A 16,776-nucleotide genomic window follows, 5' to 3' on the forward strand; every position below is an offset into this window, starting at 1 on the left:
TAAAGTTATGGACGGAGCCAAGTATCAGGACTTAAATAGAACATTTTTTTCCAACCTTGAACGGCTTCCGAATCCTTTAAATGTACATACGGAAAAGGTGTGGTTATGGCATAATGAAGATGGGCCGGTTTCCCTTGTGCATTCCCCGTATTGCCCACCGTACCCAAAACCGAACCCTTTTTTATCGGTTTTAAGGGAAATGTCTTTATCTCATCCAGATGTGCATAATAGTGGAACCGCCATTTTGGCCCTAAAACCATAACAGATTTTCCTCCCTTGCCTCCTTCGTGTGTATATACCACAATTCCATAGGTTGATGCAATTACCGGAGTACCTTTGTCAGCAAAAATATCGATGCCCTTATGAGTGACAGAACTTCCCCAGGGATAGGCCCAAAAAGAATTTTTATCCCAACTATTTGTACTGGCGCCTTCTACGGGAATAATCATGGACTGGGGCAACAAAAATCCAATAAGAACTATAAGTAAGGGTAGCCAAAACCATTTTTTTATATAGCGATAGCGTACCAAAAAAGCAAAGCTGGTCAGGAGAAAATACCAAAAACGTCTGGTCGTATTGGTAATCATAAATCCAATTTGGACAAAAATTCTTGTTCTGATATGATGGGGACACCCAAATTCTCAGCTTTGGTCTTTTTGCTAGGCCCCATTTTATCACCTGCCACCAAAAAACTGGTCTTGGAGGATATGGACGAAGCCACCTTTCCTCCATTGTCCTCAATCAATTTCTTTAATTCGGTCCTTCCGATGGATTCAAATACTCCTGAAACTACGAACGTTTGTCCTTTTAATGTATCAGATTGATTTTGCAGCTGTTCTTCGGAAAGCGAAAATTGTAACCCATATGATTTTAACCGCTCTACGATTTCCACATTGGTTGGGTCCTCAAAAAACTGCACCACACTTTCAGCGATTCGTTCCCCTATTTCATCAACAGCTATCAAAGCTTCCTGCGAAGTAGCCCTCAAGGCATCAATATTTTTATAGGCCTTGGCCAGCTTTTTGGCCACAGTTTCACCCACATATCGAATCCCCAATGCGAAAAGCACTCTTTCAAAGGGAATAGACTTGGAAGCGGCTACCCCATTCACCAAATTTTCGGCCGATTTTTCAGCCATGCGTTCCAAGGGCATTACCTGTTCTTTGGTTAAAGTGTATAAATCGGCATAGTTTTCAATAAGACCCTCTTTAAACAATAGCTCCACCGTCTCACTTCCCATCCCTTCAATATCCATGGCTTTTCGAGAAATAAAATGTTGGATGCGTCCAGTTATCTGTGTAGGGCAACCGGTGTCATTTGGACAAAAATGTTGTGCTTCGCCTTCTTTGCGAATCAATGCTGTTTCACATTCAGGACATTGCTCAATATATTTTGTTGGGGTGGATGTTGTGGGCCGCTTTGTAAAATCGACCGCGATTATTTTAGGAATGATTTCGCCTCCCTTTTCCACAAAAACGGTATCTCCCTCCCTAATGTCCAACTTTTCAATTTGGTCCGCATTGTGGAGCGAAGCTCTTTTGACAGTTGTGCCCGCTAAAAGCACAGGTTCCAAATTCGCTACCGGGGTTATGGCTCCGGTTCGACCTACTTGATAGGTAATCTCATTTAAAACTGTGGATACCTGCTCGGCCTTAAACTTATAGGCCATTGCCCATCTTGGAGCTTTGGCGGTATAGCCCAATTCTTCTTGATATCTGAGACTATTCACCTTTATGACCACGCCATCCGTTTCATAGGGCAAGTCGTGTCGATGTACGTCCCAATGCTCCACAAACTGCATGACCTCATCGGTAGTTTTACAAAGTTTTGCCACCGTAGGCACCTTGAATCCCCAAGCTCGGGCTTTGTCCAAAACTTCAAACTGGGAGCTAATATTCAAATTTTTCCCTACGATACTGTACAATAAACATTCCAACGGACGCTCGGCAACCAAAGCGCTATCTTGTAGTTTTAAACTACCGGAAGCTGTGTTTCGTGGGTTCATGTAGGCTTCTTCGCCATTGGCGATGCGTTCTTGGTTCATTTTAGCGAATCCTTCAAGGGTCAGAATGATTTCTCCCCGAATATCAAATTTTGGTGGATAATCCCCTTGCAATTGCAAAGGCACCGATTTTATGGTTTTGATATTTGTGGTCACATCATCGCCCTGGTAGCCATCGCCCCTAGTGACCGCCCTGACCAGCTTTCCGTCTTCGTAGGTTAGGCTAATGGAAGCCCCATCATATTTTAGTTCACAGGTAAATTCAACCGGAACGTCTCCCAAAATGCGCTGGATGCGTTTTTCCCAATCTTCCAAATCGTCTTTGGAGTAGGAATTGTCCAACGAATACATTCGGTGTTCATGCTGAATGGTCTCAAAATTTTTGGTGACAGCTCCCCCAACCCTTAGTGTCGGTGAAGTGGCATCATAATATTCTGGATGCTCTTCTTCCAGTTTTTGAAGTTCCTTTAATTTTATATCGAACTCATAATCGGAAATGGTTGGTTTATCCAACACATAATAGTTATGGTTGTGAAGTCTTAATTCATCCCGAAGGGAGGTGATTTTTTCTTGGATGGTCATGGTTTCATTCCTTTAAGCATCCTATCGTTTCCAAATAGGTCTTTTCGCAGTTCAATTTCCAAAAAATTATGCGCTTCTAAAAGCGCTTTCGTCTGCTTTCCGAGATATTGGTTGATTTCAAAAAACAAAAAACCCTTATTGTTTAAATTCTCTAGGGCAAACTGGGTGATTTTTTTATAAAATAGCAACGCATCGTTATCTGGTACAAAAAGGGCCAAATCGGGTTCGTGTTCCACAACATTTTTTTGCATTTCCTTCTTTTCGAGCTCCCGAACGTAGGGTGGATTGGATACGATGATGTCAAACTTAAGTTCAAGTCCAAACTCAAACTCAAGTTCAAGTTGGGGGTCTAGGATGTCTCCTTTCAGAAATGTAACCTCTGCCTCATTTACTGCTGCGTTTTGTCGGGCGACCTTGAGGGCTTTTTCCGAAACATCCAACGCATACACTTTTGCATTCGGAAGGTTTTTGGCCAATGCGATGGCAATGCATCCGCTGCCAGTTCCAATATCAAGAATTTGTAAAGAATGGTCATTGAGCGGAGTCGAAATGACACTTCGGCTACGCTCAGTGTCCAAAATCCACCGTACCAACTCTTCGGTTTCGGGCCGGGGGATAAGTACATTTTCGTTTACTAGAAATTCCAAATCCATAAAATGGGTCTTCCCCAATATATATTGTATGGGTCTTTCTTGTTTTAACTGCGCCAATGCTTCAAAAAGAGGTTGTTCTTCTTCTTTGGTGAGGTTGAAATTAGGTTGAATTGCCAAAACAAACCGCTCCAACTTTAAATAATGTTCTATAGTCAAATAAAAAAATGTGTTTACTTCTTCTACCGAGTAGATTTTGTCCAGTTCTTTATGAAATATGTCCTTGATTTCCCGTAATAGCACCCTATAGCTTTTTAATCATCCAAACGGGGCAGGCATAATGACCGGTATCTCCCATTCTTTCTTCCAAATATTCGAAACCATTTTTGTTGTAGAGTTTTTGAGCGGCTTTCATATAGGGCATGGTTTCCAGATAGCATTGTTCAAAACCAAACTCCTTTGCTTTCTTTAGACAAACAGTAATAAGTTTTGTACCAAGCCCCATTCCCCTAGCTTCGGAAGACACATACATTTTTTGAAGTTCGCAAACATTGCCTTCGTAATTATCGAGTTGTGCTATGCCCGCGCATCCGATAATCTGTCCAGCTGCAACAGCTATAAAATAAATTGCTCGTGGAATATTGTAGGTCTCATACATATTATCCAATGCTTTATCAGCGTAGGCAGACCCAATTTTAGGCACTCCCATTTCCAACAAAACTTCACGTATCAACACGGCAACCTTTTCATTGTCCTCAGGGGTTATCTCCCGAATAACAACATCATCCATATTGCATTTTATTATCCTATTTTTGTCGTGTGAAGATACATGAAAAATACATGTTGCGGTGTATCGAATTGGGTAAAAAAGGACTCGGATATACGGCACCAAATCCCATGGTTGGCAGTGTTGTTGTGTATAAGGACAAGATTATCGGCGAAGGTTTTACAAGTCCCTACGGAGGCAATCATGCCGAGGTCAATGCAATAGCAAGTGTTACAGATAAATCCCTGCTTTCAAAATCCACTTTGTATGTCACCCTGGAACCTTGCAGTCACCACGGTAAGACACCACCGTGTGCTGATTTGATTGTGAAGCACCAAATTCCAGAAGTTGTAATAGGACTGAAAGACCCGCATTCGAAGGTTTCAGGAAGAGGCATTGAAAAATTGCGGCAATCAGGTTGTAACGTTCAACTTGGTATCCTTGAATCTGAATGTCGATGGCACCATAGACGTTTCTTGACTTTTCATGAAGAGCATCGACCCCACATAGTACTAAAATGGGCCGAAAGCAAAGATGGGTTTATTGCACCCAACCCTTCAAAAAGAAAAACCAGTCCACAGCCCTTTTGGATAACAAATTCGTACTCCAAACAATTGGTACACCAATGGCGAAGTCAAGAACAGGCCATTTTGGTGGGCACCAATACCGTTTTGGAAGACAATCCAAAATTGACAGCACGAAACTGGAAAGGAAATCATCCCGTTCGAGTGATATTGGATAGCGGGTTAAGGATTCCCGAAGAATTTCATGTGATGGACGGTAGCGTCAGAACTATTGTAATCACCCAAATAAAGAATAAAGAAAAATACTTTGATAAAGTAGATTACGAAGTAATCGATTTCTCGAAGCCTTTGGCTTCGCAAATTTGCAAAGCATTGCACAAACACAACATTACAAGTTTGTTGGTTGAAGGAGGCTCGCAAACGCTTCAAACTTTCCTTGAAGAAAACTTATGGGACGAAGCCAGAGTATTTAAAGGAACTACTTCTTTTGGAAATGGAATTCTTGCCCCAAAAATTTCAGGAAAACTAAAAGAAAACAATCTTATTTTAACAGACACTTTAGCCACGTATACGAATGATTAAGAACATTATTTTCGATTTTGGAGACATCTTTATAGACTTGGACAAACCTGCCACGGCGAAAGCTATGGAAAAATTCGGATTTGAAAACCTGACCCCAGAACTTGACACCATTTTTAAAGATTACGAAAAAGGATTGATCACTTCACCCAATTTCCTGGAAAAAGTGTCCGCTTTTTTTCCAAAAGCCACCCAGAATGAACTTATTGATTCATGGAATGCCATACTCAAGGATTTTCCCGATTCCCGTTTGGATTTTGTGGAGGAACTGGCCAAAGAATCCCATTACCGCTTGTTCTTGTTGAGTAATACCAATGACATTCACATTGAATATGTAAAACAATATATGGGAAGGGAAAAATTCAACCGATTTAAAAATGCATTCGAAACTTTTCATCTGAGTTATGAAATGGGAATGCGCAAACCCGATGCCGAAATTTTTGAATTTGTGCTGAATGCAGATAATCTTGTAGCATCTGAAACCCTTTTTATTGATGATTCTAAAGAAAATACGGATACAGCCTCAACCCTTGGGATTCATGTTTGGAATTTGCAGGTTGAAAAAGAAGATGTAACCGAGTTAAAATCCCGTCTATAATGCTGTATTTGGTTTTAAGCGTGCTTTGCACCACTATGATTTTTGTAATCTTTAAACTTTTTGCTGTCTACAAAGTGCAAACACTTTACGCTATTGTAGTTAATTATGTAGTGGCGTGTGCTGTAGGCTTGTTGCTTTCCGAAAGTTCATTTCATTATAATGAAATGGTTGGTAAGTCATGGTTTTTAGGAGCTGTGGCATTGGGTATGTTTTTCATAGTGGTGTTCAACCTTATGGCAAAAACCTCACAGGTTGCAGGGGTTTCAGTGGCATCTGTGGCCACAAAAATGTCTTTGGTCGTTCCTGTGGTTTTTGGGGTGGTAATGTATGAGGAAAAACTATCGGCGCTTCAGATTTTTGGAATCTTTTTGGCATTGGCCGCGGTATATTTTGCTTCGATCAAGGGAGGGAATGTTTCCATCTCAAAAAAAACATTGCTTTTACCCCTCTTGGTATTTCTAGGATCGGGAATTATCGATGCCAGTATCAAATATTTTCAAGCCAGTCACCTTGATTCTGAAGAAATTTCCATTTTTTCGGCCATGCTGTTTGGTTTTGCTGCGCTTACCGGATTTTTCGCAATTGGAATCAAAGCATTTCAACATGGATTGAAATTCAGTTCGAGAAATGTTTTGGGCGGAATTTTCCTTGGAATCCCTAATTACTTCTCCATCTATTTTTTGCTGAAGGCCCTTCAACATGGGGGATTGGACAGTGCGGCCATCTTTACCTTGAACAATGTGGCCATTGTTATGTTGACCACAATTGTGGGCATCCTATTATTTAAGGAAAAAATGAGCCCAAGAAATTGGGGAGGAATTGCTCTTGCGGTTGTAAGTATTGTTTTGGTGGCACTATTTTGATGAAGGAAGATACCTATAAAACACTTTTACAACCAGCTCCTGAAATCCTTTATAAGGATAGAAAGAGTAAATTCTATGGATATGCATTTCCGATTTCCGTGGAAGAGGATGTAAAACCCATTATCGAATCATTACGGAAAAGACACCACACGGCAAATCATGTCTGTTATGCCTGGCAATTGGGCGAAAAGAGCACAAAATACAGAGCAAACGACGATGGAGAGCCGAACAATTCTGCCGGAATGCCCATTTATGGCCAAATTCAATCTTTTGAGGTCACCAACGTACTTGTAGCGGTTGTCCGAATATTTGGTGGCACCAAATTGGGTGTTGGTGGATTAATTCAAGCGTATCGCTCTGCTGCACAATTGACACTGGAAGGTGCTTCGATAGTTCAAAAAACAATAGAAACTCGGTTTACATTGAAATTTGGCTATCCGGAAATGGATAAGGTAATGCGGACCATTAAACGACAAGACATCAATATAGTCTCGCAAAAAATGGAGCTGCAATGCGAATTGATTATTTCGGTGCGTGAAAGCGAGGCAGAACAAACTGCTCAAATTTTTGAAGAAATGCAGGGCGTGGGGGTTGTAGTGAAATAGTGGGTCAGTTCCAGATACCTTCAATACAGACATCAGACATCAGACATCAGACATCAGACATCAGACATCTAAAATTCCAGTTTTTCCAAAATATAGTCAGGACATTTTATGGGTTTCCTACTTTTCTTATCCATAAATGCCAAAACGGTGTTTGCCGTGGACAACAACTCATTTGATTCATTAAATATTTTGTAATCAAATTCAATCTTCACCAATGGCGGTTTTTTGATTGTGGTTTCCACTGTAAGTAGGTCATCAAACAGTGCGGATTTTTTATAATTAATTTGTAAGGAAATTACAGGGAGCATGATTCCATTTTCCTCCATCGCTCTATAAGAGGTTCCAACCGTTCTTAACCACTCTATCCTTCCCATTTCCAGATATTGTGCATAGTTGCCGTGATGCACGATTCCCATTTGGTCGGTTTCACCATATCTAACTCGAAAAGAAAAGGAATTTTGGCGCATATATTTGCTGAAAAATTATATATTTAATGTCTTGGTTACCGTTAAGGAAACATGAGAAAAAAAAACAGAATATTCAACCCTAAAATCATTTTTTTTTTCAAAGATTTGTTCACATATTTGTCGCAATCAAAAAGCATCTGATTCCCGTCCGATGTTTGAACCAAAAGCTTAAAGCTAACCAACAAAACTAAGGAAAGACTTTTATGAGTGTTACTGCAAATTCCGTATGGAACAACTGTTTGGCTTTTATCCAGGATAATATCCAACCGCAGGCATTCAAAACTTGGTTTGAACCTATTAAGCCTATCAAGTTAACGGACAAAGCACTTAGCATTCAAGTTCCAAGTAAATTTTTCTACGAGTGGCTCGAAGAGCATTACGTAAAGCTCTTAAAAGTTGCTTTGACCAAGGAGTTGGGAAATAATGCCAAACTCATCTACATCATTAAGATGGAGAACAAGTACGGAAACAAGGAACCGTTCACAGAGCAAATTCCAAGTTCCAACCGAACTGCAGTAGGCCCTCAAGAACTGGATGTCCCAATTACTTCAAAAAGTCCTGAGTTAAAAAATCCGTTTGTCATTCCAGGTATTCGAAATATAAAGATTGAATCACAGCTTAATCCAAGCTACAATTTTGAAAACTTCCTGGAAGGAGATTCAAATAGGTTGGCCCGTTCTGCCGGTATGGCAGTTGCCAATAAGCCGGGAGGAACGTCGTTTAACCCTTTATTGGTTTTTGGAGGGGTAGGATTGGGCAAAACACATTTGGCACACGCCATTGGTGTTGAAATTAAGGATAAGTATCCAGAAAAGACTGTACTTTATATTTCTGCCGAGAAATTTACCCAACAATATATTGAGTCGGTAAAAAAGAATACTCGAAACGATTTTATCCATTTTTACCAACTCATCGATGTGCTTATTATTGATGATGTCCAGTTTTTATCTGGTAAATCAGGAACACAGGATGTGTTCTTTCATATATTCAACCATTTGCACCAAAATGGCAAGCAGGTCATACTAACGTCTGACAAAGCCCCGGTTGATATGCAAGATATTGAGCAACGCCTGTTGTCAAGATTCAAATGGGGACTTTCTGCAGAACTGCAAAGCCCTGATTACGAAACAAGGGTTTCGATTCTAAAGAATAAATTGTATCGAGATGGGGTTGAAATGCCCGAAGACATCATTGATCATGTGGCCAAGAACATCAAGACCAACATTCGTGAACTGGAGGGTGCCATCATTTCATTGATTGCACAATCTTCCTTCAACAAAAGGGAAGTTACTTTGGAATTGGCCCAGCAAGTAGTGGAAAAGTTTGTAAAAAACACCAAAAGAGAAGTTTCTATCGACTACATCCAAAAAGTGGTCTCGGATTATTTCGAAATGGATGTGGCCACCTTGCAATCCAAAACCAGAAAAAGGCATATTGTTCAGGCAAGACAATTAGCCATGTTCTTTGCCAAAAAATTCACGAAGGCCTCCTTGGCCAGTATAGGTTCGCAAATAGGAAAGCGAGATCACGCTACGGTATTGCATGCATGTAAAACAGTTGACAATCTTGCAGAAACAGACAAACAGTTCAGAAAGTATATTGAGGATCTGAATAAAAAATTCTCCTAATTTTATTTCATGAAAACCAAAGTTTTGATGGTCTGCCTTGGAAACATATGCAGGTCACCTTTGGCAGAGGGGGTTTTGAAATCCAAAGTTGACCCCGACAAGATTTTTGTTGATTCAGCTGGAACAGCGGGTTACCATGTGGGAAATCCACCTGATGAACGGTCGATTGCCGTGGCTAAAAAATACGGACTTGATATAAGCACGCAAAAATGTCGGAAGTTTTCTGAGGCCGATTTTCTAGAATTTGATCATATCTATGCCATGGACAGAAGTAATTTTTCAAATATCATAAAGCTTGCTGGTAGCAAGGAAGATGAAAGAAAGGTCAAACTTTTGTTGGATGAAGTTGATTTTGGGTTGAGTGAAGTACCTGACCCTTATTATGGTGGTTCGGATGGATTTGAAAAAGTCTACGAAATGGTCGACCTTGCATGTGAAGCCATCGCAAAAAGATTGAACTAAATGGAAGAGGCAAAACCAAGTCTTGTTTCGGGAAAAGTTTATTTGATACCGACCACCTTGGGCGATAATGCTCCTTTGGAAGTACTGCCAATTTCCATTAAAAGGGCGATAGAGAACATTGACCATTATATTGTGGAAAATGAAAAAACCGCCCGAAGGTTTATAAAAAGAATAAGCCCTAATAAGCCCCAACCAAGTTTACATATTGAATCACTGAACAAATTCACCGACCCGGCAATAATACCATCCTATTTAGATCCATGCATACACGGTCACAATATTGGAATCCTGTCCGAGGCAGGTTGCCCCGGGATTGCAGATCCTGGAGCCGCGGTTGTCAAAGTGGCCCATGAAAAAAGAATACAAGTTGTTCCGCTAATTGGCCCCTCCTCTATTTTAATGGCCATGATGTCCAGCGGAATGAACGGGCAGAATTTTGCCTTCAACGGGTATTTGCCCATTGATACTGGGGAACGAAAGGCGATGATCAAAAGTTTGGAAAGACTTTCCAAAGAAAAAGGGCAGTCCCAAATATTTATGGAAACCCCTTACCGAAATGACAAACTACTTAAAGAGCTCATCAGAATTTTACACAAAAGCACCCGACTTTGTATTGCTTCGGATATCACCCTTCCCACGGAATTTATTCAGACCAAAATTATACATGAGTGGAAGGAAATTGAGCTGGATTTGAACAAGCGCCCTACTATTTTTATCATTCAAGCATAAAAAAGCCCAGAATAAATCCTGGGCCTCTAACCAAATCGTAAATACTTATTTAAACTTTTGCGTTTCTTTTTTGCTGGATTGTTGAAATGTCATATCCGGCAAATTTTCTCATGTAATATGAAATATTGCTACCATAAGCGTCCGCTACATCATCTTTGCCGTATGAGCGCAAGTATTTTTTAACGTTCCCGGCCCCGGCCAAATGTGCTGCTGCCAGAATCCCGGACTCGGTTATAACAACACCTCTGATTCTTTTTCCGTTAAAACGCTTAATATCGCGTCGCAATATCCATTTGTTTCGAGCAATATTGGTCTCGAAAGTTCTTTCTTGAAGTTTGGGGTCATTCAAAAAAGAATTGGCATTGTAAACACCCATAAGATTTAAAGTGCTCAATCCAAATTGATATTTTCCAAGGTAGCCCAAAGTGTTGACCACACCATATCTTCCTTGCGATTCCTTGAACGCAAGGGCTTCCTTAAAACCATTGTAAGCATTTCCTAAGTAGGGAGGGTTGACCAAGGTACTTTCCGAGGTAAGTGAATCCTGAAGCACAAAGACCTCTTGATTGGTCACAACTTTTAACGAGTCCGGAATCTTAAGATCCAACTGTTTTGTTGCCGTATAGGAAACAAAGCTCGTTAAAATTACAATCATGGCAAGATGTAAAATAAAACTTATCCATCTTTTCATAACTCAAATTTTTAATGTCTCATTGCCGAAAAACAATGAAATCAAATTTGGCCGGCAAATATAGGGGGAGACATTAGATTAACAAGGTCAAAGCTCCTAAGATTTTCTTAAATATGGTTCGAATTACGTTAAATAGCTGAAAATTAACGCCAAACAACACTATCTATATACTTTTTTAGCATTGAGCCATTTGATGTACTGTACCTTATTTCGGTTGTGTTGCGCTAAGGATTTAGCGAAAATATGGTATCCAAAGTTGGAAACATCGGCCACAAAGTAGAGATATTCGTGTTTTTCCGGATTTAAAACTGCCTCAATAGAGGAAATATCGGGCATGGTGATTGGGCCCGGCGGCACACCAACGTATTTATAGGTATTATAAGCAGATTCCATTTCCAAATCTCTATACAACACCCGCTTTATAATAGTATCGTAATTTCCCGTTTCCTTTTTGATGGCATAAATTACCGTTGGGTCTGCCTGAAGGGGTATTCTTTTCTGTATACGATTCAGATATACGCCCGCAACCCTTGGTTTTTCGTCTGTCTTAACCGTTTCTTTTTGAACTACAGCAGCCAATGACATAACTTGAGTAGGGCTCATATTCAATTGTTTGGCTTTTTCCATCCGACTTTCGTTCCAATACCTTTGGTATTCCTTCAGCATTCTGTCCCTGAAATCTTCGGCGCTGGTATTCCAGAAAAACTCGTACGTATTGGGCAGGTACATACATAATTTGGTGTCCTCATTAAATCCGGACGCTTCCAAAAACCCAACCTCACTGAAAGCATTGAGCAGCGAAAGACTATCGGCTTCAATTTGAAGGGAAATTCTACCCGCCAAGGTCTCCAATCGTTCTTGATTGTTGAACGAAACTTTTACCGGAAGGTTCTTACTCCGTAAGGTATTGATGATCTCATTGTTGTTCATGCCTTTTTTAATGGCATACTTCCCTGCTTTGATGTTTGAGGAATATCCCTTTCTGTCCGCCACGGATTCAAAGGTTGAAATATCCTTTAATAATGGTTCCAGACTTTGTTTTACTTCCATCATCGAAGCATCAGTAGCAATATAAACATAAGCCTCCTCATTGCTGAACTGTGTATTGGCGCTAAAAATGGCACTGTATATCTGGTATACCACAAATCCACAGATCAAAAGTCCTATAATGGCTACCGCCCAAAGTATTTTTTTAAGATACACTTGAATTGATTTTTTGGAACATTATTTCGTTTTTGAATCCATTACTAGTTCTGATCCATTCTTTTTTAAGTCCAATTTTTTTGAAACCCAATTTTTCAAAAAGATGGATACTTCCTTCATTTTCTTCTAAAATATTGGCATACAATTGATGCAGATCAAGAATTGTGAAAGCATAATTGCATAGCAGAGAAAGTGCTTCCGCGCCCCATCCTTTGTTTCTATCTTCGGATTTGGCAATAACAATTCCGATTCCTGCTCTTTTATTCTTCGGGTCAAAATCAAACAAATCAATGAGCCCTATGCAATTGTCTTTCATGTCTGAAATGCATAATCTAAGCTGTTTTACATCGTAAATATCACGATGGGCATTGTCTAAATACAGGCGTAGCACCTTTTTCGAATACGGCTTTAAAGTGCCGCTGATTTCCCAAATGGAAGTATCGTTCTCAAGCTGGTAGAGAAATTCAAGGTCCTTTGGTTCCAACGCCCTTAGGTAAACCTGTTTTCCTTTTAAATCTAACATTCCAATTCTCCTTTATACACCTGCTTGGCCGGTCCTTTCAAAAAAATGTCGGTATACGAACCATTTTGTTGTTTAAAGCTCACAGATAAATTACCTCCAGGCATATTGATTTTTACCCTATCTGAAGTTGTTTTTCCCATTTTATGCATGGCAATGGCCACAGCAGTGACCCCGGTGCCACAGGAAAGGGTTTCATCTTCAACGCCACGTTCATAAGTTCGGGCCTTAAAGGTATTGTCCTCTATTTGGGAAACAAAGTTTATGTTACTTCCCGGCTTTCCGTACATTCCGTAACGAAGCTTGGCGCCAATGGTTTTCACATCCACCTCTTCCAGATTATCAACAAGTTGCACGTGATGGGGCGATCCAGTGTCCAAAAAGGTATAGGTTGATTTTTCTTTGATTTCTTCAACATTTCCCATCTTCAGGTTCACCTCATCTCCTTCAATGGTTGCAAAATGCAATCCGTCAATGGCATTAAAAGTGGTTTCCTTGCCAATCATTCCCAAATAATAGGCAAAAGCAACTGCGCACCTTCCTCCATTTCCGCAAAGACTTTGGCTTGCATCAGAATTGTAATAAACCATGTTAAAATCTGATTTTTGGTCATTTTCAACCAAGATAAGTCCATCTGCACCTATACCAAATCTTCGATCACAAAGTTTTGCAATCAATTTGGTATCGTTTTTGGGAAAAACATGTTGACGATTATCGATTACAATGAAATCATTACCTGTTCCCTGATATTTGAAAAATTGAAGTACCATAATTGCTTACAAAGGAACAAATATAGGGTATTCTTTAAGGAATTTTTTGTAGTTAAAAACGAGTTAAACCGACCAAGTGGAAAACGAATTCATTTAATTTTGTTGAACCGGAATGTTAAATTATTATTGAAATATGAAGAAAATAGCCAGTTTGTTCCTTGTATCGTTATTTGCAGGGGCAATTACCTTAGGAGCATATAAATTATTTTTTGAAAAAAATACCTACGAAATAGTCGATTCAACGCAAGTAACCCCGTTCGTAAGAACGAGCACTGCGGTCACCTCTGCAAAAGGAGCCGGAATAAATGAGGTGGACTTTACCATAGCTGCCGAAAAGACGGTCAATGCCGTGGTACATGTAAAAAATCTAAGTATTAGTAAAGGTTCAGGAAGCCTAGCTGATTTCTTTTATGGATCCCAACGTCAACAAACCCCACAAATAGGAACTGGATCCGGTGTGATTATTTCTCCTGATGGATATATAGTCACCAATAATCATGTCATTGCAAATGCAAGTCAATTGGAAGTTTCTTTAAACAATAAAAAAACATACGAGGCAGAAGTCATAGGAACAGATACCAGTTCGGACATTGCACTTTTAAAAATTGATGTTGATAGACCACTGCCCTACTTGGCCTTTGGCGATTCGGACAATTCCCGTGTTGGAGAATGGGTATTGGCTGTTGGAAATCCTTTTAGCCTAACCTCCACGGTAACCGCTGGAATTATTAGTGCGAAAGCGCGATCTCTTACTTTAGGCCAACAGTCTTTTATTCAGACGGATGCTGCAGTGAATCCAGGAAACAGTGGTGGCGCATTGGTTAACACTAACGGAGATCTTATTGGAATCAACACCGCAATCACTTCCCAAACTGGTTCGTACGTTGGATATTCCTTTGCGGTTCCCAGTAATATTGCAAAAAAAGTGGTTGAGGACATTATGGAGTTTGGCAATGTGCAGCGCGGATTATTGGGAATTCGTGGTGGCGACCTAAACCCACAAAGTGCGACAGAACTTGGTTTAGATGAGATTGAAGGAGTTTATATTTCACAAGTTACCGATGATTCTGGTGCTGAGGCCGCTGGACTGCAAGAGGGTGATGTGATTAAAAGAGTGGATGATATTGACGTTCGTAAATTTTCAGAACTAACCGGTTATTTACGCTCTAAGCGTCCTGGTGATGTGATCAACGTTACTGTTGAAAGAGAAGGAAATAAGTTGACCAAAAAAGTCACTTTAAAAAAGGACCAGACAATCATTCTCCCAAATACAGGGTTCACAGTCAAAAACCTATCTGACAAAGACAAAAGAATCTATGGGACGAAGAAAGGGGTGAAAATCATTGATGTACCCCAAGGTTATGAACGATATGGCCTAGAAAACAAAATAATAATCGCTGTGGGCGATAATGAAATTGATGACATAGATGATGCCAAGGAGCACTTTGATGAAATTTCAAAATATGGAAGAACCAGTTTTACCATGATCAATGAAAAAGGCGAAAAAGAACGCTTAATTTTGCAATAGTATTATTAAAAACATAAGGAAAAATGGCACTCTGGATAGGGTGTCATTTTTTTTTATAACATTCTTTCACGAAAACGTTTGAAATATATAATTTTGCCGAAAATTTAAGGGAGACCTTCAACCAAAATCCATGAGTGATATTAAGTCTTACGAAAAGGAACTAGCATTTCAAGCAGATAGAAGAAAAGCTACCACAGAGTTTATTAAAATTATTAGCGACCTGTGGTATGACAAAGCCATTGAAGTTGTGCTTTTCAAAAATCAGATTATTGATAAAAATGTCAGTGACATTATCAATTTACATGAATATGCTGGTGAATTTGTTCAAAAGCCAATTTCTATTTTTGATTCTGTGGAAATTCTTAGGGCTATAAATGACATTAACCTTCCTCCTGCAAAATTGGATATTGGTAAACTAACCTATGAATACCACTCTGATGATAACAACCACCTAAATGTAAAGGCATTTGTTGTAGAGAAATTAAAAGATGCCCACTCTTCCAAGGAAATAAAACCAAAAGACGTAGTTCTTTATGGGTTTGGCCGAATTGGCAGATTGGTTGCTCGTGAACTCATGGCAAAAACAGGTAGGGGAAGCCAGTTAAGGTTGAGAGCTATTGTTGTAAGAGGGGAAATCAATGAAGAAATCCTTGAAAAGCGGGCAGCCTTATTGAAAACCGATTCAGTACATGGGCAATTTTTGGGAACTGTGGATATTGATGTGGAAAATGAAGCCCTAATCGTAAACGGAACCACCGTTAAATTTATCGTTGCTGATAAACCAGAGTCCATAGATTATACAAAATATGGCATTTATAACGCTCTAATCATAGACAATACGGGAGCATTTAGAGATAAGACTGCTCTATCGAGACATTTGGAAGCGAAAGGAGCTAGCAAAGTGCTGCTCACTGCTCCAGGAAAAGAAGTTCCCAATATTGTACATGGTGTAAACCAGAACGAGTTTGATCCCGATAAAACCAAGATTTATTCAGCAGCTTCTTGCACTACTAATGCCATTACTCCTGTTTTAAAAGTCATCGAAGATTCTTTGGGAATCAAAAAAGGGCATTTGGAAACTATTCATGCCTATACCAATGATCAAAATTTGGTGGACAACATGCACAAAAAGTACCGTAGAGGTCGTGCCGCTGCCTTAAATATGGTCATCACAGAAACTGGTGCCGGCGCAGCTGTTGCCAAGGCGCTACCTTCCCTAAAGGGAAAATTGACTTCCAATGCAATTCGGGTTCCCGTACCCAATGGATCTTTGGCCATTTTGCATCTTGAGGTAAAAAACAAGACCTCCAAAGAAAGCATCAATACCATTTTAAAGAAGTATGCCCTAGAAGGCGATTTGGTGGAACAGATAAAATATTCGTTGAGCAATGAGTTGGTATCCTCTGATATTGTAGGTGCCTCTGCCCCATCTATTTATGACAGCAAGGCAACTTTAGTCTCTTCGGATGGAAAAAGTATCGTTCTATATATATGGTATGATAATGAATATGGTTATTCCCATCAAGTAATTAGATTGGCAAAGTATATTGCCAAGGTTAGAAGGTATACCTATTATTAGAATTAAATTTCTCGCCGTACGAGTCGAGTATTCATGATTTTCTTTTGATTTTTAGTTTATTGGCGTAATTTCGCCCTACCCTTAATCAAA

General features: G+C 39.8%; 18 protein-coding genes. 9 read left to right on the forward strand and 9 right to left on the reverse strand.

All coding sequences use genetic code 11. The features are described 5' to 3' along the window. Positions 1-5: 5 nt before the first annotated feature. Genes ACULLG_RS13065 through ACULLG_RS13080 form a run of 4 tightly spaced genes read right to left on the reverse strand, consistent with a single transcriptional unit; the run spans position 6 to position 3,964 of the window. Positions 6-587 carry a M23 family metallopeptidase gene (locus ACULLG_RS13065; RefSeq protein WP_452127241.1) on the reverse strand — a complete coding sequence of 194 codons (582 nt, stop codon included), beginning with the start codon at positions 585-587 and terminating at the stop codon, positions 6-8. Then, complete coding sequence (gene ligA, locus ACULLG_RS13070) at positions 584-2,584, reverse strand: NAD-dependent DNA ligase LigA (RefSeq protein ID WP_452127242.1); 2,001 nt, start codon at positions 2,582-2,584, stop codon at positions 584-586. Before ligA ends, ACULLG_RS13065 begins: the two co-directional genes overlap by 4 nt. Further along, complete coding sequence (prmC, locus tag ACULLG_RS13075; RefSeq protein WP_452127243.1) at positions 2,581-3,477, reverse strand: peptide chain release factor N(5)-glutamine methyltransferase; 897 nt, start codon at positions 3,475-3,477, stop codon at positions 2,581-2,583. The genes ligA and prmC overlap by 4 nt, the downstream gene beginning before the upstream one ends. Before the next feature lies 1 nt (position 3,478). Continuing rightward, entirely contained in the window at positions 3,479-3,964 is a 486-nt protein-coding gene (locus ACULLG_RS13080) for a GNAT family N-acetyltransferase (RefSeq protein ID WP_452127244.1), read from the reverse strand. Positions 3,965-3,993: 29 nt separating this feature from the next. Between ACULLG_RS13080 and ribD the strand changes: the two genes are divergently transcribed. From ribD to ACULLG_RS13100, 4 genes are read left to right on the forward strand one after another with little or no spacing between them, the layout of a single operon-like run. Next, positions 3,994-5,046 carry a bifunctional diaminohydroxyphosphoribosylaminopyrimidine deaminase/5-amino-6-(5-phosphoribosylamino)uracil reductase RibD gene (ribD, locus tag ACULLG_RS13085; RefSeq protein ID WP_452127245.1) on the forward strand — a complete coding sequence of 351 codons (1,053 nt, stop codon included), beginning with the start codon at positions 3,994-3,996 and terminating at the stop codon, positions 5,044-5,046. Further along, positions 5,039-5,641: an HAD family hydrolase gene (locus ACULLG_RS13090; RefSeq protein ID WP_452127246.1), complete on the forward strand. Its 603-nt coding sequence runs from the start codon at positions 5,039-5,041 to the stop codon at positions 5,639-5,641. The genes ribD and ACULLG_RS13090 overlap by 8 nt, the downstream gene beginning before the upstream one ends. Then, entirely contained in the window at positions 5,641-6,504 is an 864-nt protein-coding gene (locus ACULLG_RS13095) for an EamA family transporter (RefSeq protein ID WP_452127247.1), read from the forward strand. The genes ACULLG_RS13090 and ACULLG_RS13095 overlap by 1 nt, the downstream gene beginning before the upstream one ends. After that, positions 6,504-7,109: an IMPACT family protein gene (locus ACULLG_RS13100; RefSeq protein WP_452127248.1), complete on the forward strand. Its 606-nt coding sequence runs from the start codon at positions 6,504-6,506 to the stop codon at positions 7,107-7,109. Before ACULLG_RS13095 ends, ACULLG_RS13100 begins: the two co-directional genes overlap by 1 nt. Positions 7,110-7,177: 68 nt before the next feature. Here ACULLG_RS13100 and ACULLG_RS13105 read toward each other — a convergent pair whose 3' ends face one another. Beyond that, entirely contained in the window at positions 7,178-7,576 is a 399-nt protein-coding gene (locus ACULLG_RS13105) for an acyl-CoA thioesterase (RefSeq protein ID WP_452127249.1), read from the reverse strand. Between the two features lie 203 nt (positions 7,577-7,779). Between ACULLG_RS13105 and dnaA the strand changes: the two genes are divergently transcribed. The 3 genes from dnaA to ACULLG_RS13120 are packed head-to-tail and all read left to right on the forward strand — an operon-like array spanning position 7,780 to position 10,395. Continuing rightward, entirely contained in the window at positions 7,780-9,204 is a 1,425-nt protein-coding gene (gene dnaA / locus ACULLG_RS13110; RefSeq protein ID WP_452127250.1) for a chromosomal replication initiator protein DnaA, read from the forward strand. A 9-nt stretch (positions 9,205-9,213) separates the two neighbouring features. Beyond that, positions 9,214-9,666 carry a low molecular weight protein-tyrosine-phosphatase gene (locus tag ACULLG_RS13115; RefSeq protein ID WP_452127251.1) on the forward strand — a complete coding sequence of 151 codons (453 nt, stop codon included), beginning with the start codon at positions 9,214-9,216 and terminating at the stop codon, positions 9,664-9,666. After that, a complete protein-coding gene (locus tag ACULLG_RS13120) occupies positions 9,667-10,395 on the forward strand; it encodes an SAM-dependent methyltransferase (protein WP_452127252.1) in 729 nt (242 codons plus the stop codon). Positions 10,396-10,444: 49 nt separating this feature from the next. On the opposite strand, the gene ACULLG_RS13125 is transcribed toward ACULLG_RS13120, so the two are convergent. The 4 genes from ACULLG_RS13125 to dapF all read right to left on the reverse strand — a co-directional run bounded on the left by ACULLG_RS13125 (position 10,445) and on the right by dapF (position 13,579). Beyond that, a complete protein-coding gene (locus ACULLG_RS13125) occupies positions 10,445-11,086 on the reverse strand; it encodes a hypothetical protein (RefSeq protein ID WP_452127253.1) in 642 nt (213 codons plus the stop codon). Positions 11,087-11,245: 159 nt separating this feature from the next. After that, positions 11,246-12,289: an endolytic transglycosylase MltG gene (mltG, locus tag ACULLG_RS13130; RefSeq protein ID WP_452127254.1), complete on the reverse strand. Its 1,044-nt coding sequence runs from the start codon at positions 12,287-12,289 to the stop codon at positions 11,246-11,248. Further along, the gene (locus ACULLG_RS13135; protein WP_452127255.1) at positions 12,279-12,812 is read right to left on the reverse strand and encodes a GNAT family N-acetyltransferase; all 534 of its coding nucleotides are present in this window, start codon (positions 12,810-12,812) and stop codon (positions 12,279-12,281) included. Before ACULLG_RS13135 ends, mltG begins: the two co-directional genes overlap by 11 nt. After that, the gene (gene dapF, locus ACULLG_RS13140) at positions 12,806-13,579 is read right to left on the reverse strand and encodes a diaminopimelate epimerase (RefSeq protein ID WP_452127256.1); all 774 of its coding nucleotides are present in this window, start codon (positions 13,577-13,579) and stop codon (positions 12,806-12,808) included. The genes ACULLG_RS13135 and dapF overlap by 7 nt, the downstream gene beginning before the upstream one ends. 133 nt (positions 13,580-13,712) lie before the next feature. On the opposite strand from dapF, the gene ACULLG_RS13145 reads away from it, so the two are divergent. Then, positions 13,713-15,107: a S1C family serine protease gene (locus ACULLG_RS13145; RefSeq protein ID WP_452127257.1), complete on the forward strand. Its 1,395-nt coding sequence runs from the start codon at positions 13,713-13,715 to the stop codon at positions 15,105-15,107. 130 nt (positions 15,108-15,237) lie between these two features. Next, positions 15,238-16,686, forward strand: coding sequence for a glyceraldehyde-3-phosphate dehydrogenase (locus tag ACULLG_RS13150; protein WP_452127258.1), 1,449 nt, complete (start codon positions 15,238-15,240; stop codon positions 16,684-16,686). Positions 16,687-16,776: the final 90 nt, after the last annotated feature.

It is taken from the genome of Flagellimonas sp. 2504JD1-5, assembly GCF_053618295.1.

Bases quoted from the DNA above. Each gene is read 5' to 3' on its own strand.
- ACULLG_RS13065 (WP_452127241.1), bottom strand. From the start codon at position 587: ATGATTACCAATACGACCAGACGTTTTTGGTATTTTCTCCTGACCAGC.
- ligA (WP_452127242.1), bottom strand. From the start codon at position 2,584: ATGACCATCCAAGAAAAAATCACCTCCCTTCGGGATGAATTAAGACTT.
- ACULLG_RS13080 (WP_452127244.1), bottom strand. From the start codon at position 3,964: ATGGATGATGTTGTTATTCGGGAGATAACCCCTGAGGACAATGAAAAG.
- ACULLG_RS13090 (WP_452127246.1), top strand. From the start codon at position 5,039: ATGATTAAGAACATTATTTTCGATTTTGGAGACATCTTTATAGACTTG.
- ACULLG_RS13095 (WP_452127247.1), top strand. From the start codon at position 5,641: ATGCTGTATTTGGTTTTAAGCGTGCTTTGCACCACTATGATTTTTGTA.
- ACULLG_RS13100 (WP_452127248.1), top strand. From the start codon at position 6,504: ATGAAGGAAGATACCTATAAAACACTTTTACAACCAGCTCCTGAAATC.
- ACULLG_RS13105 (WP_452127249.1), bottom strand. From the start codon at position 7,576: ATGCGCCAAAATTCCTTTTCTTTTCGAGTTAGATATGGTGAAACCGAC.
- dnaA (WP_452127250.1), top strand. From the start codon at position 7,780: ATGAGTGTTACTGCAAATTCCGTATGGAACAACTGTTTGGCTTTTATC.
- ACULLG_RS13115 (WP_452127251.1), top strand. From the start codon at position 9,214: ATGAAAACCAAAGTTTTGATGGTCTGCCTTGGAAACATATGCAGGTCA.
- ACULLG_RS13120 (WP_452127252.1), top strand. From the start codon at position 9,667: ATGGAAGAGGCAAAACCAAGTCTTGTTTCGGGAAAAGTTTATTTGATA.
- ACULLG_RS13125 (WP_452127253.1), bottom strand. From the start codon at position 11,086: ATGAAAAGATGGATAAGTTTTATTTTACATCTTGCCATGATTGTAATT.
- ACULLG_RS13135 (WP_452127255.1), bottom strand. From the start codon at position 12,812: ATGTTAGATTTAAAAGGAAAACAGGTTTACCTAAGGGCGTTGGAACCA.
- dapF (WP_452127256.1), bottom strand. From the start codon at position 13,579: ATGGTACTTCAATTTTTCAAATATCAGGGAACAGGTAATGATTTCATT.
- ACULLG_RS13145 (WP_452127257.1), top strand. From the start codon at position 13,713: ATGAAGAAAATAGCCAGTTTGTTCCTTGTATCGTTATTTGCAGGGGCA.
- ACULLG_RS13150 (WP_452127258.1), top strand. From the start codon at position 15,238: ATGAGTGATATTAAGTCTTACGAAAAGGAACTAGCATTTCAAGCAGAT.